Below are 17636 nucleotides of genomic sequence, written 5' to 3' on the forward strand. Positions count from 1 at the left end.
GGCGGGAAGGGCTACGGCGACTACAAGAAGAAGCTCCTGGAGGCCTACCATGCGGCCTTTGGCCCGGCCCGTCAGCGGTATGCCGAGCTGGCGGCCGACCCGGGCGAGGTGGAGCGCATCCTCCAGGACGGCGCCAACCGGGCCAGGGCGGAGGCGAGCCGCCTCATGGACCAGGTCCGCAAGGCCGTGGGAGTTCCATGAGTCCGTGTGCCTGAACGGGCTTTCACTGCCGATTGTTTGACCCTCCTGGGGGGCACTGGTATGGGTGTGTGTCCTCCAGGCTCGTGCCCGCTGCCTAAGAAAGTCGGGCCCTTACGCGATGACGCGCCCCCACCCACACCGTTGACGCCATCCAGGACATCCGGTGAGTGAGGACCGTCGCTCGCCGACCGATGAGGCCCCTAGTGAAGGGGAGTTGCCGCGGAGTCCTGGCGACAACTTCCGCATCGCGTTGCCCAATTTCGAAGGGCCGCTGGACCTGTTGCTCCATCTCATCAAGGAGCATCGGGTCGACATCTTCGACATTCCGCTGGCGCTGATTACGGAGAAGTACCTCGAGCACCTGGAGCGGATGCGGGAGATCAACCTCGACATCGCCGGGGAGTTCCTGGTGATGGCCTCCACCCTGGCGCACCTCAAGAGCCGCATGTTGCTGCCCCGGCAGGACGTCGTCTCGGCGCAGGAGGGGGCGGAGGTGCTCGCGGTCGCCGAGGAGACCGAGGACCCGCGCGCGGAATTGGTGCGGCGCCTGCTGGAGTACCAGAAGTACAAGGACGCCGCTGAACAGCTCGCCACGCAGGACCTGCTCGGCCGCGACGTCTTCGCCCGCAACGTCCCGGTGGAGGCGGTGCCCATCCCCGAGGAGGAGGTGGGTCTCCAGGAGTTCAGCGTCCTCAAGCTGGTGGAGGCGCTCGACCGGGTGCTGGAGCGGTTGCAGCCCAAACTGCAGCACGAGGTGGTCCGGGAGCGCGTGACGCTGTCCGAGGCCATCCTCCGCGTAGTAGAGCGCCTGCGCCCGCATGGACAGGTTCTGTTCGAGAGCTTGTTCACGGAAGAGGAAACCCCGTCGCGACAGGAGGTGGTCATCACCTTCCTGGCCATCCTGGAGATGGTGAAGCGGCGGCTCATCCGGGTGGTGCAGGACGAGCCGCTGGGGCCCATCCTGCTGCTGCCCAACGGGGACGCGCTGGAGAAGCTGGCTCCCACGGAGGTCGACGACAGTGACTACCGGTAGCAACGGACCGCAGGACGAGACTCCCGAACCGGGCACGCCCGGTGGCCCCGGCCCGTTCTCCGAAGAGGAAATCGCTGCTGTCACAGGCCCCGGCCCGGCGGATGAGCTGGACGAGCTGGAAGCGGCCTCCATCGAGGAGGACTCGGACGAGGCGCCTCCGGACCTGGAGACGTCGTTCGAGAAGCTCCTCTCCAAGAGCCGCAAGCTGTCCACGGACCGCATCCGCACCGTCATCGAGAGCGTGCTCTTCGTGGCGGAGCGTCCGCTGTCGGTGGACGAGCTGTATATGGCCACCGGCATCGAGCGGGAGCTCATCGCCGAGGCCCTCAACCAGCTCTCCGGCATCCACCGCGACGGCATCAGCGGCATCGTGCTGTACGAGGTGGCCGGTGGGTGGCAGTTCCGGACGGACCCGCATTCGGGTGAATATGTCCGGCGTTACCTGCGGGTGAAGCCACAGCGGCTGACCCGGGCGGCGGTGGAGACGCTGGCCATCATCGCGTACCGGCAGCCGGTGACCCGGCCAGAAATCGAGGACATCCGCGGCGTGGACTGCGGCGCGGTCATCAAGGCGTTGATGGACCGCAAGCTGGTGAAGATCCTGGGCAAGCGTGAGGAAGTGGGGCGGCCCATCCTCTATGGAACGTCGCGTGAGTTCCTGGAGTTCTTCGCACTGAAGGACCTGTCTGCTCTGCCCACGCTGCGTGAGTTCCACGAACTGACGCAGGAGCACCGGGAGATCGTCGAGAAGGAAGACAAGCCGGCGCCCCCGGCTGCGGGGACGGTGGAAGCGCTGTCGGACCCGGCATTCACGAAGCGGATGGAGAAGAGCGCGGCGGCCAGTGAAGCCGCGCTAGAGGACCTGGAAGAGGCCATGGCGGCCGCGGACCGGACACAAAAGGTCAGCTCCAGCGTCCTGGACACGACGCCCCCGAAACCCGAGACGGGTGATACGACGGGGCCCAAGCCCGAGTGACGGGCAGCATGGAAGAAGGATGGTATGGCGGCCGAACGACTACAGAAGTACCTGGCCCGCGCGGGAGTTGCTTCGCGCCGGCATGCAGAAGAGCTGATTACCGCGGGCCGCGTCGCGGTGAACAACAAGACGGTGACGGAGCTGGGCAGCCGGGTGGAGCCCGGTACCGACCTGGTGACGGTGGACGGGACGCTCGTCACGCCTCCGGAGGAATCCTCCTACTTCCTGCTCTACAAGCCCGTGGGCGTCGTGACGACGCTGTCGGATCCGCAGGGCCGGCCCACGGTGGCCAACTACGTGGAAGAGACGGGCAAGCGCCTGTTCCCGGTAGGCCGTCTGGACTACGACGCCGAGGGCGCACTGCTGTTCACGGATGATGGGGCGCTGGCGCACAAGCTGACGCACCCCAGCTTCCAGGTGCCGCGCACCTACCTGGCGAAGGTGAAGGGCGCTCCGGACACGGCCACGCTGGACAAGCTGCGCGGCGGCGTGCGGCTCGAGGACGGCATGGCCACGCCGGTGTCGGTGAGCGTGTTCGAGGCGGCGGAGCGGAACACCTGGCTGAAGATTGTCGTGGCGGAAGGACGCCCGCACCTCATCAAGCGGCTGTGCGCGGCGGTGGGGCACCCGGTGGTGCGTCTGTTCCGTCCGTCCTACGCAGGCGTGGGCGTGGAAGGCCTGCGCCCGGGCGAGCTGCGCCCGCTCAAGACGAGCGAGGTGGAGCTGCTGAACGCGGTGTCGGATGGCAAGGCCGCGCCGCCGACGGGGGAGCTGAGGCTGCCTCCGCGCCGGCATGGCCGGGCGGCTCCGGGCTTCGACTCTGACGATGAGGCGGAGCTGTCCATGGATGATGATGCGCCCGTGGCCGCCAAGCCCGCGCGCAAGGCGCCGGCCCGTGCGGCCAAGGCCGCGTCCGCGGGTGGTTCGAGCCTGGCGCGTTTCGGTCGGCCCAAGGCGGCTTCGGCCGAGGGCAAGCCCGCGCGCCGTTCCTTCGGTAGCGATGAGGGCGCGCCGCGTGGCCGCTCTTTCGGTGGTGACAAGGCTGGCGCGCCGCGTGGCCGCTCTTTCGGTGGTGACGAGGGCAAGCCCGCGCGTCGTTCCTTTGGCGGTGACGAGGGCAGGCCCGCACGCCGTTCCTTCGGCAGTGACGAGGGCAGGCCCGCACGCCGTTCCTTCGGCAGTGACGAGGGCAGGCCCGCGCGCCGTTCCTTCGGCAGTGACGAGGGCAGGCCCGCACGCCGTTCCTTCGGCAGTGACGAGGGTAAGCCCGCGCGCCGTTCCTTCGGTGGTGACGAGGGCAGGCCCGCGCGCCGTTCCTTCGGTGGTGACGAGGGCAGGCCCGCGCGTCGTTCCTTCGGCGGTGATGAGGGTAAGCCCGCGCGCCGTTCCTTCGGTGGTGACGAGGGCAGGCCCGCGCGTCGTTCCTTCGGCGGTGATGAGGGTAAGCCCGCGCGCCGTTCCTTCGGCAGTGACGAGGGCAGGCCCGCGCGCCGTTCCTTCGGCGGTGATGAGGGTAAGCCCGCGCGCCGTTCCTTCGGTGGTGATGAGGGCAGGCCCGCGCGCCGTTCCTTCGGCAGTGACGAGGGCAGGCCCGCACGCCGTTCGTTCGGTGGCGATGAGGGCGCACCGCGCGGCCGTTCCTTCGGCGGTGACAAGGCTGGTGCTCCGCGCAGCCGTGGTCCGGGCCGATCCTTCGGTGGTGACGAGGGCGGCGCGCCGCGGAGCCGTGGTCCGGGCCGCTCCTTCGGCGGCGATGCGGGCAGCGGTCCGCGTAGCCGTGACACGGGCGCTCGCGGTACGGGTCGCGCATTCGGTGGTGCTGGCGGCACCCGTCGCTCGTTTGGCGGTGACGAGGGCGGCGCCCCCAAGAGCCGTGGCGCGGGTCGTCCGGAGCGCCGTGAGTGGAGCGCGGGCGGAGACGCCGCGCCGCGGACTCGCGCACCGCGCGCGGGTGGCGAAGGCCGTCCGGAGCGCAAGTCGTGGGGTGCTGGCGGCGGCGCCGGCCGTGCCCCGCGGGGTGAAGGCCGTCCGTACTCGCCCCGTTCCGGAGGCGCGGGTGCTGGCCGCCCGGAGCGCCGTGAGTGGAAGCCTCGCGCCGAAGGGGCAGACGCTCCGCGTGGCCGGGGTGGTCCTCGCCGTGAGGGCTCCGAGGGCGGACGCCCCGCACGCAGCACCTGGACGCCCACCGACGAAAGCGGGAATCCCCGTGAACGCGTCGTCCGGGCCGGGGCTCGCAAGGGGCCTCCCTCCGAGAAGTCCGGCGGATTCCAGGACTGGGGCAAGAAGAAGGAGCGGGCAAGCGCCCCGAGCTGGAGCAATGAGCGTCCCCGCGGCGGCGCGGGCAGGCCGCCTCCCCGGGGGCCTCGCCGTCCGCGTTGATACATGACGCGGTGGATTGGGCGGGAATCGAGGGGGATTGATATAACCGGCGCCAACTCCTACACCGTTTCCCTCACCGGAGACCGATGCGAACCGGCGCACGCCCCCTCATTCTCGCACTTGCCCTGCTCCTCGGCTGCAACGGCAGCAGGGACCAGCTTCTCGCGGACCTCCAGAGTCCTCGTCCGGAGGTCCGCGCTCTCGCGGTGAAGAAGCTGGCCGGGCAGGGCAACCCGGATGACCTCGTCCTCTTCACCCGCGCGGCGAAGGACTTCGCCGCCATCGTCCGGGCCGAGGCCGCCGTGGCGCTGGGAGAGAGCCAGGACGCCCGCGTCGTGGACCTCCTGGGCGAATTGCTCGAGGACCAGGACGAAGAGGTCCAGGGCCGCGCCGCCATGGCGCTGTCCAAGGTGAACAACGAAAAGGCCAAGGCGTACCTCACGCTCCAGTACGGACGGCGGGGCCGGGCCACACGTCAGGTCATCGTCCAGGCCCTGAAGAACGCCAACGTTCCGGGGGCCATGGCGGAGGTGGTCGCCGCCGAGGCCCGCTCCCAGTGGGACCGCAACCAGCTCGCGCTGACCGAAGGCGCGCTGCCCGAGCGCGTGGGCGCCGCCGAGGAGCTGGGCAAGAGCGGCCGTCCCGACGCCGTCAACCGGCTGCTGCCCTTGGTTCGCGACAGCCAGGTCATCCTCGCCGCCGCCGCTGTGCGCGGGCTGGGTGACGCCGGCGACAAGCGCGCGGTGAGCCCCATCGCGTTGCTGCTGGAGGAGAACTTCCCCGAGCTGCGCGAGTCCGCCATCCACGCGCTGATGAAGCTTCAGGATCCGGTGGCCACGCAGCGCCTCCAGCTGGTGGCGGTGGAGAAGAGCGCCGTCAGCCCGCTGGCCATCGACGCCATCGTGTCCTTCCCCCGGACGCCACAGACGGACGCTGCGCTGTGCGCCATCGTCATGGAGGGCGCACCGGCGGAGGCGCTCGTCGCGGGCCGGAGCATGCGCTCACGCGGCGGCTGTCCGTTGGACACCATTGGCGAGCGGCTGGCACGTCCGGCCACGGCCGCCAGTGGCCTCCAGGCCGTCGAGGGGCTGGGACCTGCGGCGCTTCCGCTGCTCGGCAAGGTGGTGCCGTGGCTGAGTCATCCGGACGCCACGCTGCGCTTGCTCGCGGTGGAGGCCGTGGCGGAGGTGGGGGATGCCTCCGTGGTGCCCATGCTGCAGAAGCTCTACGAGCAGGAGGTCAAGGGACTGGAAACGCTGCGCGCCGACTGGGTGACCCAAGCGCTCCCGGAGAAGTTCGGCGTGGGGTTCGACCCTTCGACCATGCCGCCCAGCCCGTCGACGCCTGGCCTGAAGGATGAGCGGCCGTCGCGGCACGCGGACCTGCTGGGGCGGGTGAAGGAGCTCAATGCCGCCCGGGTGCGTGAGTCCGGGCGGGACGTGGTGCGGCACCGCGTGCCCACCGAGTTGTACGACGACGTGGCGCCGGAGCGGCTGGTGCCGCTGGCGACGCTGCTGCGAGCGTTGGGGGCGCTGAAGGCGCCCGGCGCCCTGGAACTGCTCACCGGCTACACCCAGGATTCCAGCGCCGCGCTGCGCATGGCGGCCCTGGTGGGACTGGCGCGGCTGGGCCCCGAGGGCGTCAACGTGGCCAAGGCCGGGCTCGTCGAGCCGGACCGCGACCTGCAGAAGGCCCTGGCCCAGGCGCTGGCGGAGGCCGGCGAGGCGGGGCAGGCCGCGCTCATCGAAGTGCTGCCGAAGATGGGGAGCGAGAAGCTGCTGGTGTTGGATGCGCTCACGCGCGCCGGCGCCGTGCCGGGCTCCGCTTCCGCGCAGCTCCAGGCCGTGGTGCGCGAAGGTGGACCGGAAGCGGCGCTCGCGGCGGCCCTGCTGGGACGGATGCAGGCAAAGGACGCCGTGCCCACGCTGGTGAAGGCGCTGGACGAACCCAACAGCGTGGCCCGCCGCGACGTGCTGCTGGCGCTGGGGAGCATCGGCGACGCGCAGGCGGCGGACGCGGTGGCCAAGGACCTGTTCCACGACCTGCCCGAGATTCGCGCCGCTGCGGCGTCGTCGCTCCGGAAGCTGGGCAGCGCCGCACATGCGGACCAGTTGGAGGCCCTCAAGGCGGACTACTTCCGGACGGTGCGTGAGGCCGCGGGCGCCGCACCGGCGTCCGCGAGCACCGCGTCGGAGGGTGCTCGCTGATGGAGTTGCGCAAGCTCAAGGACAAGGCGTCCGAGGCATTCACCAAGGGACGCTTTTCCAAGGCGGCGGAGCTCTACGAGGACTACTGCCGGGCCGAGCCCAAGGATCATCAGTCACGCCTGCGCTCCGGGGATGCCTGGGTGAAGGCGGGGCAGAGGGATCGGGCCATCTCAGCGTATCAATCCGCCGCGGAAGGCTTCGCGCGTGAGGGGTTCCTTCCGCGCGCCATCGCCGCGAGCAAGCTCATCCTCGAGCTGGACCCCGCGCACCGTGGCGTGCAGCAGATGCTCGCGGACCTGTACGCGCGCCGGGGAACGCCCATGGGCGCACGGGCTCGGGGCCCGATGAGCAGCGCATCGTCCGTGACGGTGAAGACGTCATCCGAGCCTGCTGGGGCGTCGCGCCTGCCCGAGACAGTGCGCGCGTCCGGCTCCGCCATTGATGTGGGGGAGGGCGAGGACGGTGCTTCGCCAGCCCCGTTGGAGGCCGGCGGTCCCGCGGTAGACCTGTCCGCGGAGCTGCCTCCAGAGCTGGTGTTGTCCACCGACGCGTCCACGCATGGCGCGGAAGAAGTCGTCCACTCGGTCCAGGTAGGACTGGGGTCGGAAGAGGGGACCGCTGGCGTGGAGTTGACGCTGGACATGGAGCCCGTCGTGGCAGGGGCGCTGGTGGACGACGCGTCCGGAACCGATTCGATGACGTCCGAATTGGTCACGTCTGTTCAGGCATCCACGCGCGTGGCGGCCTCAATCCCGCCCGTGATGGCCGTCCGTGAGCAAGAAGCGCCGCCGCTCGCGACCCGGATTCCCGCTGTTCAACCCGGAGGCGCGCGTCCGGCGACGAGCGCGTTGCCGCCAGGACTGGCACTGCGCGCGTCGCAGCGGCTGCCCGCGGTGGGCGCTGCTCGCGCGCCCGAGCCCGCGCCGTCCGCACCGCCACGGTCCGTCTCGAACAGCGGCCGCTGGCAAGCCCTGTCGTCGCCCATCACCACGCAGGCCGCGCCCGCCGCTGCAGAAGCCGCGGCCTCCGCCGCGCCCCCTGGACTGCGGTCGCGCCGTGCCGACCCACCGATCCCCGCGGGCGCCACCGCGCTCCCGGGCCACGACCTGTCACCCGCGCTGGGCGCCTCCTTCCGGACGGCGACGCGTCCGTCTTCCTTCACCGAGTTGGAGCTGGAAGCCGACTCCCTGTTGCACGCGGTGGAGCTGGCCGCGCAGGCGGGCTTGGATCGACAAGGCCTGGGGGCCACGTCCATCAGCGACGGCCTCGAGGAGGAGCTCTACAGCCTGACGGAGGAGGTCCCTCCCGAAGCGGGCTCCCTGGACGCGCTGCCCACGATTCCGCTCTTCTCGGACCTGCCTCGCGACGCCTTCATCGAGCTGTTCGAGCGCTGCCCGCTGCGCCGCTTCGGCCCGGGTGAGCGAATCATCGACCAGGGCAGCCACGGCGATGCGTTCTACGTCATCTGCGAGGGCGCGGTGCGCGTCTTCCGGACGGAGGAGGGCCAGCGCCAGGACATCGCGACGCTCGAAGGAGGCACCTTCTTCGGAGAGATGGCCCTGCTGTCCGGCGCGGCGCGCACGGCCTCGGTGGAGTCCGCATCCGACGACACCCAGCTCCTGGAGATCTCCGCCAGCGTGCTCGGCGAGCTCTCGGGAAGCCACCCGCAGGTGGCCCAGGCCCTGAAGAAGTTCTGCCGGCAGCGCATGCTGACGAACGTGATGAACACGTCGGAGCTGTTCCGCCTCTTCGGGCGGAAGGACCGGCGCGCGCTCGTGGAGCGCTTCCGCTCCCGGGACGTGGAGCGAGACACCGTCATCATCCGTGACGGCGACGCGACGGACGGCCTCTACGTGGTCCTGTCCGGCGAGGTGGAGGTGCGCAAGGACGGACACCTGCTGACGCAGCTCCGGGAAGGGGACGTGTTCGGAGAGATTTCCCTGCTCCAGAAGACGCCTGCCACCGCGACCGTCACCGCCACCCGGCACACCACGCTGCTGCGGTTGCCGCGCGCCGACTTCGACGCGCTCATCTCCAGCCACCCGCAGATCCTGGCCCTGATTTCAGACCTGAGCGACGAACGGCTCCGGCGCACGCAGCGCGTGCTGACCGAAGCCGGCATCGAGGAAGACCTCATCCTCGTCTGACGTCAGCGCACCTTGGCGAGGTAGTCGTCTCGCGTCACCAGGCCGCGCGTCTCCAGGAGCTCCAGCATGGCCCGCAGCGAGCGGGCCTGCTGGGCCACCATCCGCTCCAGCCCCGCCACCTGCTGCGTCAGCTCCTCCACGCGCTGGGTGAGCTCCGTCTCACGGCCGGGCTGCGCCAGGGTCGCCGAGGCCGCGCGCACGGCCATCGACACGGGAGCGCTTTCGGCCGGGGGCGCCAGCTCGAAGGTGGGCTCGTCCATGCCGAAAGACAGCGGGGTCGCCGTCGTGGAGGTGACCTCCCCGTGGTAGTGGCGGCGGATGGCGCGCTCGATGGACGAGGCGCTCGAGACGACCACCTGGATGCGCTGACCACAGTGGAAGGCCAGCTCCTGGAACGCCTCCACGTTGGTGGGGTCGGCGGTGGCGACGGTGAGCGTCTTCGTGGCCGGATCCGCGGCGATGGGGAAGACGGTGTAGCGCTCGGCGATGTCCGCCCGGAGCGCCTGCAACGCCACCGCGGACGCAGTGTGCTGCTCCAGATCCACCGTGGGAATGGCGAGCTGCCGCGACAGGGCGTGGACCATGGAGCTTTCGTCCACGTACCCCATCTGCACCAGGGTGAGGCCCAGCTTGCCGCCCCATTTGCGTTGTTCCGCGAGGGCGGAGCGGAGCTGGGTTTCCGAGAGGAGCCCGGCGTCCATGAGAATCTCCCCGAGCCGGCGCTTGCGGCCAGGGAGCGAGACAGAGGGTGTGACAGGCGGCTGTTTCACAGCCGTGAAGCATAGCAGTCAGTCAGGCACGACCGGAGACCAGCCAACACCCAGGAGGCCGGGGAGGAGCGTGGGGGACAGGAATGGGGTAGAACAGTCCCTTCATGACGCAACGGATACTGCCGTTTCTCGCACTGCTGCTGGCTTCGGGCTGTGCGTCGCAGCGACTGGCTGGCGCGGACCTGGACCGCGTCCAGCGTCCGGCCTTCATCTCCCGCATCGAAGACGGGGCCGGCCCCAAGAGCCACGTGTTCCGCGATGACTCGGCGTACCGGAACAAGCTCAAGAAGCTGGAGCCGGTGGAGGCGGACCGGCGGCTGACGGTGAAGCTGCTTCAAGCCGTCACGCGCTTCGAGATCTCCGAGCGCCTCCGGGTCACCACGTTGTCGCAACTGCCGCGTGAGTTCCCGTGGACGCACGTGGTGGACCCCGCGCGGGTGGCCTCGGTGCTGGAGAGCTTCCTGGTGGAGGAGGTACCGGCCAACGCGCCGGACTACGACCTGGTGGCGTCGCTGGGCGCGGACACCATCGTCGAGTTCGTCATCCAGGACTACGGCATGCGCAGCGAAGACGGCCGCGCGGGCGCGTACCTGCGAGGCTATGGCCGCATGTTCACCCTGGACGGGCGCACGGAGGTGTGGCGCCGCCCGTTCGCCATGGACCAGGTGGCCGAGGGCAAGGAGCACCTGGACCCGTTCAAGGTGGGCAAGGACCCGTCACTCTTCCGCGCGGCGATGACGTCCATGCTGGACGAGGTGGCGCGAATGTTCGTGAAGGACCTGACGCCCACCGACCGCGGCGGCGCGCCGCCGCCCCGGGCTTCCGCGGCGGCTTCGGACGTGGTGCCCGGCAAGGCGGGCGCCCCGGCTCCGGCACCCGAGGCGACGAAGCCTCCGGAAGACGAGCTGGCGCCCGGCGAGCTGCCGGACCCCGACCCCTGAGTCACACGGCCTGATTCAGAACAGCGCGTGCTCCACCAGGAGCACGCTCAGCCCCACGACGAAGCTGACGAGCGTCACCGGGAGGCCCACGCGGAGGAAGCGGAGGAAGCTCATGTTGACCTTCCCGCGCGCGGCCTCGAACACGATGAGGTTGGCCACGCTCCCCACCAGCGTGAGGTTGCCCGCCAGCGTGGAGCCCAGCGCGAGCACGTGCCAGCCCAGCTCCACGTCGTGCAGCGTGGGCACCCACGTCCGCGCCAGCATGACGAAGGGCACGTTGCTGAACAGGTTGGATGCCACCAGCGTCAGCCCCGCGAAGCCCAGCGTCTCCCGCAGGGGCGGGCCCGCCATGAGGGGCTCGAACAGGACGCGGATGTCCTCCGCGTAGCCGTGCTTGTTCACGCCATAGACGACCACGAACAGGCTGGCGAAGAAGAGCAGCAGCACCCAGTCCACGCGCTCCAGCGCCTCGCGGGGCTCGCGGCGGGCCAGGGCCATCACCAGGGCCGCGCCGGCCAGCGCGCTCCAACTCATGGGCAGCCCGGCGAAGAAGGCCACGACAACCCCGGACAGCACCGTCAAGGTGAGCACCATCATGCCCCGGTCCACGGGCGGAGGCGGAGGGTTGGGCTCGAATTGCTTCACGGGCAGGTCATGCCGGAACAGGTACAGGAGTCCGGCGGCGACCACCGCTGTGGAGAGCAGGGCAGGCAGGGCCATGTACGCCGCGAAGCTGGCGTAGGACAGCCCGGAGGCCCCCTGGATGAGCATGTTCTGCGGGTTGCCGGTGAAGGTCGCCACCGAGCCGCTGTTGCTGCCCATGCACACCGCGAGCAGGTACGGAGCCGGCGGCAGGCGCGCGTCCTCCACGGTGGCCAGCACCAGGGGCGTGAGCATCAAGCACACGGTGTCATTCACCAGGAACGCGGACAGCGCGGCCGAAATGAACGTCACGGCGAGCAGCAACCGCCGGGGCGTGTGCGCCCTGCGCACGGCCCACGCGCCCGCGGTGCGGAAGAAGGACGCCTGGGACATGTACGCGGCCAGCAGCATCATCCCCAGCAGGAGGACGATGGTGTCCGCGTCGATGGCGTGACGGTTCGCGTCGGCGCTGTGGTTGTAGACCTCGGCCGGAGTGACGACGCCGAAGACGACCATCAGCACGGCGCCCAGCAGCGCGCCCCCGGGGCGGTCCAGCTTCAGGTACGGAAGGCGCGCACCGGCGATGAAGACGTAGGTGAACAGGAAGATGGCGAGGGCCACGGCGCGGCACACTAGTGGAGTGCCCGCACGTCCGCCTCTGTGCGTATTGGCTGGAGCTCAAACCAATGAGGCGCGCTCCCGCGTTGTTTGCCTCGGTATACGTCTGTACAGTGCCCGGCCCATGAAGCCAGAGAAGGAACCGGGCGCTTTCGGAGGGGCCCGTCGCACGCCGTGGAACGCGCCTCGCGGGTTGGACTCCGTGCTGGAGGGGTGGCGGTCGGACCGGCAGCTCCGCTCCTGCTTCGTCCTGGATGAGGCCACCCCCGCGCGGGCGGGCGTCTTCGCGCCCATTCCGGAAGAGGTAGCGCCCCAGGTGCGCGACGCGCTCGAGAAGCGGGGCATCCAACAACTCTTCTCGCACCAGGCGGAGGCGTACCGGCTGGCGCGGGCGGGCCAGAGCCTGGTCATCGCCACGCCCACCGCGTCCGGCAAGAGCCTTTGTTACAACCTGCCGCTGCTGGACCGCTTCGCGCGGGAGCCCCAGGCGCGGGCGCTGTACCTGTTTCCCACCAAGGCCCTGTCCAGAGATCAGGAAGAGTCCCTGCGCGCGCTGATGCGCGAGGCGGGCCTGTCCCACGGCGCCATCACCTTCGACGGAGACACGCCGGCGGATGCGCGCCGGGCCGCGCGGGAGCGCAGCGGCGTGCTGCTCACCAACCCGGACATGCTGCACACGGGCATCCTTCCGCATCACGCGAGCTGGGCGCGCCTGTTCTCCAATCTGCGCTACGTCGTCATCGACGAGCTGCACACGTACCGGGGCGTCTTCGGCTCTCACCTGGCCAACGTGCTGCGCAGGCTCCAGCGCGTGGCGCGCTTCCACGGCGCGGACCCGGTGTTCGTCGCGGCGTCGGCCACCATTGGCAATCCGGAGGCCCACGCGCGGCGGATGCTCGGAAGGGACGTGACGCTGGTCTCGGAGAGCGGGGCGCCTTCCGGCGAGCGCCGCGTCATGGTGTTCAACCCGCCCGTGGTGAACGCGGAGCTGGGCATCCGGGCCAGCTATCTCAAGACGGCGGTGCGGCTGACGGCCGACCTGGTGCGCGCGGGCGTGTCGACGCTGCTCTTCGGGCAGTCGCGCAACAACATCGAGGTGATGCTCAAGTACCTCCGCGACCGCTTCGTCGAGGAGAAGTTGGACCCGTCCCTCATTCAGGGCTACCGCGGTGGGTATCTGCCGGGCACGCGGCGCGCCACGGAGGCGGCGCTGCGGGCGGGTGAAGTACGCTGCGTGGTGGCCACCAACGCGCTGGAGCTGGGCATCGACATCGGCTCGCTGGACGCGGTGGTGTGCGCGGGCTACCCGGGTTCGGTGGCGGCGCTGATGCAGCGATTCGGCCGGGCAGGGCGGCGCGGTGAGGGGAGCCTGGCGCTGCTGGTGACGTCCAGCGCCCCGCTGGACCAGTACCTCGCCGGCGACCCGCGCTTCCTCGTGGGCTCGCCGGTGGAGCACGCGCGCATCGACCCGGACAACGTGGAGATTCTGGTCCAGCACCTCAAGTGCGCGTCCTTCGAGCTGCCCTTCGAGGAGGGGGAGCCCTTCGGGGACGTGCCGCCGGAGTCCACCACGGAGGCGCTCGGGTTCCTCGCGCAGCACGAGGTGGTACACCCCACCGTGGGCGAGGCGGGCCGTCGCGTGTTCCACTGGTCCACGGATGCGTATCCGGCCAACCACGTGTCACTGCGCAGCGTGGGCTGGGACAACGTGGTCATCATCGAGAAGGGGACGGACCGGACGCTGGCGGAGATGGACTTCCGTTCGGCGCACACGATGCTGCACGAGCAGGCCATCTACCAACACGAGGCCGAGCAGTATCAGGTCGAGCGCTTCGACTACGAGAACCACAAGGCCTTCGTGCGGAAGGTGGCGCCGGACTACTTCACCGACGCGATGACCTACGTGCGCGTGCACGTCATCCAGGAGGACCAGGCCGCGCCCATGGGCCCGGACCTTCAGGCGGGCATGGGCGAGGTGAGCGTCATCGAGAAGGTCGTGGGGTACAAGAAGATCAAGTACCACACGCATGAGAACGTCGGTTACGGCGACGTGGCGCTGCCGGAGATGCAGATGCACACCACGGCGCTCTGGCTGACGGTGCCGGAGGCGGTGGTGCGCGCCATGCGGGCGCCGCGACCGGCGGTCATCGACGCGCTTCGCGGCCTGACCACGGCGCTGCGCACGGTGGCGTGCGTGGGGTTGATGATCGACCCTCGGGATATCGGCAAGACACTGGGGAGCCGGGATGACGCGGAGGGACCGCCACGCAAGGATGGTGGCGTGGGCTTCGACCCGACGCTGTTCTTGTACGACAACGTGCCCGGCGGCGTGGGGCTGGCGGCGCGGCTGTACGACCAGCGGGACGAACTGCTGAACCGTGCGCGCCGGCTGCTGGAGTCGTGCGCGTGCGAGGATGGCTGTCCGGCGTGTATCGGCCCTGCGGCCGGTGCGATGCCGGGGCAGGCGCCCGTGGACCCGCATCCGCGCAAGCGACTGGCGCTCGAAGTGCTATCGGCGCTGGGCATCGCGGGAATGCAGTAACCGGGAGGCGCGGCCGTGGACCTCAAGCGCAAGCTGGCGCGCCTGACGAGCGTGGGCCCCGGGGGCAAGTCACCCCCGAAGCCCCCCGTGGCGGAGCCACAGGTCGAGCCCGCCGCGAGCGCTGATTCCATGCCCGCGCCCGCGGCCGAAGCGGGCGTGCCCGACGCGCTCGCCGCGCAGTTGGCGAAGCTGGTTCAAGCACGGCGGATGGAGGCTCCGTCCACGCCCGCCGACACGGAATCGCAAGTTGCCGGCGCGGAGGGCACGGCGGAGGCCCCGGCAGCACGCCCCGTCACGGCGTCGCCTCCACCCGCCCCCCGAGATCCCCGCATCGACAGCCTGCGCCGGATGCTGTCGGACTGGTCGGAGCGTCAGGGCCTGGCCGCCGCGCGCCGGGGCACGCCGCCGCCAGCACCTCCTGGCCCGCTGCCCGTGGAGTCCCGTGCCACGGCCCACGGCACGGTTCACATCTCCGAGCGCATCCTCTCCCCGGAACACCACCACGGCTCCGCGCCTCTCGCCGCGGCCCTGGACGTGGAGGGCCCCCTGGTCGCCAGCCTCGCGCTGCACGCGGACCTGGCGGGCGTGGACTTCCAGCGGATGCTGTTCCTGGACACGGAGACCACCGGGCTCGCGGGAGGAACGGGCACCGTGCCATTCCTCGTCGGGCTGGCGTGGTTCGAGGGCCGCTCGCTCAAGGTGCACCAGCTCTTCCTGCGGCGCCTGGGAGAAGAGGCCCCCATGTTGCGCTCGCTCGCCGAGCGCATGGCCGCGTCCTCCTGCCTCGTCACCTTCAACGGCAAGAGCTTCGACTGGCCGCTCCTGCGGACGCGCTTCGTCCTCAACCGCGTCCCCGCCCCCGTGGAGCTGCCCCACCTGGACCTGCTCCACTGCGCCCGCCGCGTCTTCAAACACCGGGGCGCCGGCACGCGACTGGTCCACCTGGAAGACCAGGTGCTCGGCTTCCGGCGCGTCGACGACGTGGACGGCTCGCTGATTCCCGACCTGTACTTCCGCTACCTGCGCGGCGGAGACGGCTCAGCGCTGACGCCCGTGCTGGAGCACAACGTCAACGACCTCCTCCTCCTGGCGGCCCTGCTCGGTGAGCTGGTCCGCCGCTTCCGAGCAGGGGGCGCAGGCGCCTCTGTGCCCCGGGACGCGGACCCTCGCGACCTGCTCGGCTTCGCGGGCGTGGCGCTCCGGGCCCGCGACTACGAGCGCGCCCAGGCCTTCGCCCGGGCCGCGGCGGCGGGGGACACCGGCGCCGTGGGCATCGAAGCCCTGGCCCTGGCCTCCCGGCTGTCACGCAAGGCGGGTGACGCCTCGGCCGCTGCGGCGCACCTGCACCAGGCACTGCAGACTGCCCAGGGCTTCCAGGCCGCGACGCTGCACCTCCAGCTCACCAAGCTGTACGAGCATGGCCTCAAGGACCTCGCGCGGGCGCTGCACCACGCGAAGCTGGCCTCGGCGGCGGAGCTGCCCGCGGACCACCACCGCCGAATCCTTCGCCTGGAGACGCGCCTGGCCCGGAGCACCCGGGCGGCCTCGCTGGACCTGGGAATGGGGAGCCCGCGCTCGGGAACCTGACGATTCTGGGCTTCCGCACCACTGGAATCGGACAGTCGATCCGGGCGGGACGCTCGCCTCATTGTCAGACAGGCACATGATTGAGGCACACGCCACGGCCGTGCGCTATGAGGGCCCCATGAAAATTACCAAGGACAGCGTCGTCTCCATCGATTTCCGCCTCCACCTCGGCGACGGCAAGGCCGTGGACGAGAGCGAGCCGGGGGAGCCGCTCGTCTATCTGCAGGGGCACGAGGAAATCGTCCCGGGCCTGGAGAAGGCGCTCGAGGGCAAGTCGCGCGGTGACACCCTCCAGGTGACGGTGGGGCCCGACGAGGGCTACGGCGACTACGACCCGGAAGGCATCGAGGAAGTCCCGAAGACGGAGTTCCCGGAGGGCCTGGAGCTGGTGGCGGGCGGCGTGCTCAGCGCCACCGACCCGGATGGGGACGAGGTGGACTTCTTCATCAAGGAAGTGAAGGCCGACTCCGTGCTGGTGGACTTCAACCACCCGCTGGCCGGCAAGACGCTGCACTTCGAGGTCACCGTGCGGGACGTCCGCGCCGCGACGGCCGAGGAGCTGGAGCACGGCCACGCCCACGGTCCCCACGACTCTCACTGATTCGGACGGGCGCCTTCGCGGGCCCCTCCTTGCTTCGCCGCCGGGCGTCCCCAAGACAGGGCGCCCGGCGGAAGTCCTCCGCCTAGCCGCCCAGGAAGTCGGACGTGAAGGCGAAGGCGCCCATCATGTAGGGCAGGGCGCCGCCACGGTTCGGGTGGTTCAGGTACCACGCGAAGTTCAGCAGGATCGTCGGCCGGTTGAACGACGAGCCCTCGCGCGTGTTCAGGGCGTACGCCAGCATGGGGCCGATGCGCGTGTGGCTGTTGTCCACGTTCTGCGCTCCGCCCGAGCCATCCTGGTAGCGCGGCCACACACCGCTGAAGCGGGCCCCCAGCGTGAGCTGCGGCGTCGTCAGCATCATCAGGTCGGTGTCATTGGTGAACACCCAGCCCCGGCCGGGGATGAGCGTGTCCAGCAGGGCGTCGTAGAAGGACGCGCCGTTGCCCTCGCGCAGCGCCACGTTCCAGTACTCGATGGACGCCTTGCTCCGCACCACGAACGAGCCGAAGCGCGCCTGGAGCGTGGGCTCCACCATGTAGTGGTGACCCGAGGTGCTGTACGCGGCGTCCTCCGTCAGGTCGCGCGCGTCGTCGGAGAAGTCCAGCATCGGGTTGTTGTACGACTGGAGGAACCCGAAGGTGCCGAAGTACCGGACGTACTCATAAGTCGCCCGCAGGTTGAAGATGGCCAGCGGCTGAATCTCGAAGACGGGGCCAACCTTCACCGAGGCCGGGTTGGCCTTGATGGCGAACGCGCCGTTGACGAAGTTGTCGCGCGTCAACATGGACTCGCCGTCGAACATCCGCTTCTGGAGGATGATCCGGTTCTGGGTCTCCATGCCCAGCGGGTTCCAACGCAGGAAGTTGATGTTGGCGAAATACAGGCGGGTGTCGGGCCCCAGCGGCGGGAGCGTGGGGGCCGTGGGGGCGTCCGTGGGCCTGTCTCTTATACCCATCTGACGCTGCCGACGATCTTACGCGTGTAGATGCAGG

11 protein-coding genes and 1 pseudogene are annotated in these 17636 nt (G+C 70.2%); 10 read left to right on the forward strand and 2 right to left on the reverse strand.

All coding sequences use genetic code 11. The features are described 5' to 3' along the window. The 6 genes and pseudogenes from FMP39_RS34385 to FMP39_RS34410 form a co-directional block, all read left to right on the forward strand. Window positions 1–201 (forward strand): annotated as a pseudogene (locus FMP39_RS34385) (tryptophan--tRNA ligase); the annotation flags it as partial. Between the two features lie 163 nt (window positions 202–364). Then, window positions 365–1234: a ScpA family protein gene (locus tag FMP39_RS34390; protein WP_141594233.1), complete on the forward strand. Its 870-nt coding sequence runs from the start codon at window positions 365–367 to the stop codon at window positions 1232–1234. Then, on the forward strand, window positions 1221–2210 hold the full coding sequence (scpB, locus tag FMP39_RS34395) for an SMC-Scp complex subunit ScpB (RefSeq protein ID WP_090494442.1): 990 nt from the start codon (window positions 1221–1223) through the stop codon (window positions 2208–2210). Before FMP39_RS34390 ends, scpB begins: the two co-directional genes overlap by 14 nt. Window positions 2211–2234: 24 nt before the next feature. Next, complete coding sequence (locus FMP39_RS34400; RefSeq protein ID WP_141594234.1) at window positions 2235–4589, forward strand: pseudouridine synthase; 2355 nt, start codon at window positions 2235–2237, stop codon at window positions 4587–4589. An 86-nt stretch (window positions 4590–4675) separates the two neighbouring features. Beyond that, window positions 4676–6796: a HEAT repeat domain-containing protein gene (locus FMP39_RS34405; protein ID WP_141594235.1), complete on the forward strand. Its 2121-nt coding sequence runs from the start codon at window positions 4676–4678 to the stop codon at window positions 6794–6796. Next, window positions 6796–8943 (forward strand): cyclic nucleotide-binding domain-containing protein, encoded by a 2148-nt coding sequence (locus FMP39_RS34410; RefSeq protein WP_141594236.1) that lies wholly within the window; start codon window positions 6796–6798, stop codon window positions 8941–8943. Before FMP39_RS34405 ends, FMP39_RS34410 begins: the two co-directional genes overlap by 1 nt. A gap of 2 nt (window positions 8944–8945) precedes the next feature. On the opposite strand, the gene FMP39_RS34415 is transcribed toward FMP39_RS34410, so the two are convergent. Continuing rightward, window positions 8946–9644, reverse strand: a complete 699-nt coding sequence (locus FMP39_RS34415) for a general secretion pathway protein GspE (protein WP_141594237.1) — start codon at window positions 9642–9644, stop codon at window positions 8946–8948. A 173-nt stretch (window positions 9645–9817) separates the two neighbouring features. On the opposite strand from FMP39_RS34415, the gene FMP39_RS34420 reads away from it, so the two are divergent. Then, window positions 9818–10654, forward strand: coding sequence for a hypothetical protein (locus tag FMP39_RS34420; RefSeq protein WP_194858682.1), 837 nt, complete (start codon window positions 9818–9820; stop codon window positions 10652–10654). Window positions 10655–10669: 15 nt separating this feature from the next. Here the strand turns inward: FMP39_RS34420 and FMP39_RS34425 are convergent, their stop codons facing one another. Next, a complete protein-coding gene (locus FMP39_RS34425; protein ID WP_141594238.1) occupies window positions 10670–11917 on the reverse strand; it encodes an SLC13 family permease in 1248 nt (415 codons plus the stop codon). Window positions 11918–12038: 121 nt separating this feature from the next. Here FMP39_RS34425 and FMP39_RS34430 point away from each other — a divergent pair, with 121 nt between their 5' ends. From FMP39_RS34430 to FMP39_RS34440, 3 genes are all read left to right on the forward strand, one after another. Next, a complete protein-coding gene (locus FMP39_RS34430; RefSeq protein WP_228558581.1) occupies window positions 12039–14456 on the forward strand; it encodes a DEAD/DEAH box helicase in 2418 nt (805 codons plus the stop codon). A gap of 15 nt (window positions 14457–14471) precedes the next feature. Further along, window positions 14472–16043, forward strand: a complete 1572-nt coding sequence (locus FMP39_RS34435) for a ribonuclease H-like domain-containing protein (protein WP_141594239.1) — start codon at window positions 14472–14474, stop codon at window positions 16041–16043. 118 nt (window positions 16044–16161) lie between these two features. Next, window positions 16162–16644, forward strand: coding sequence for a peptidylprolyl isomerase (locus FMP39_RS34440; protein ID WP_011553843.1), 483 nt, complete (start codon window positions 16162–16164; stop codon window positions 16642–16644). Window positions 16645–17636: the final 992 nt, after the last annotated feature.

This window comes from Myxococcus sp. AB056 (genome assembly GCF_006547365.1).
GTDB classification, from domain to species: Bacteria; Myxococcota; Myxococcia; order Myxococcales; family Myxococcaceae; genus Myxococcus; species Myxococcus virescens.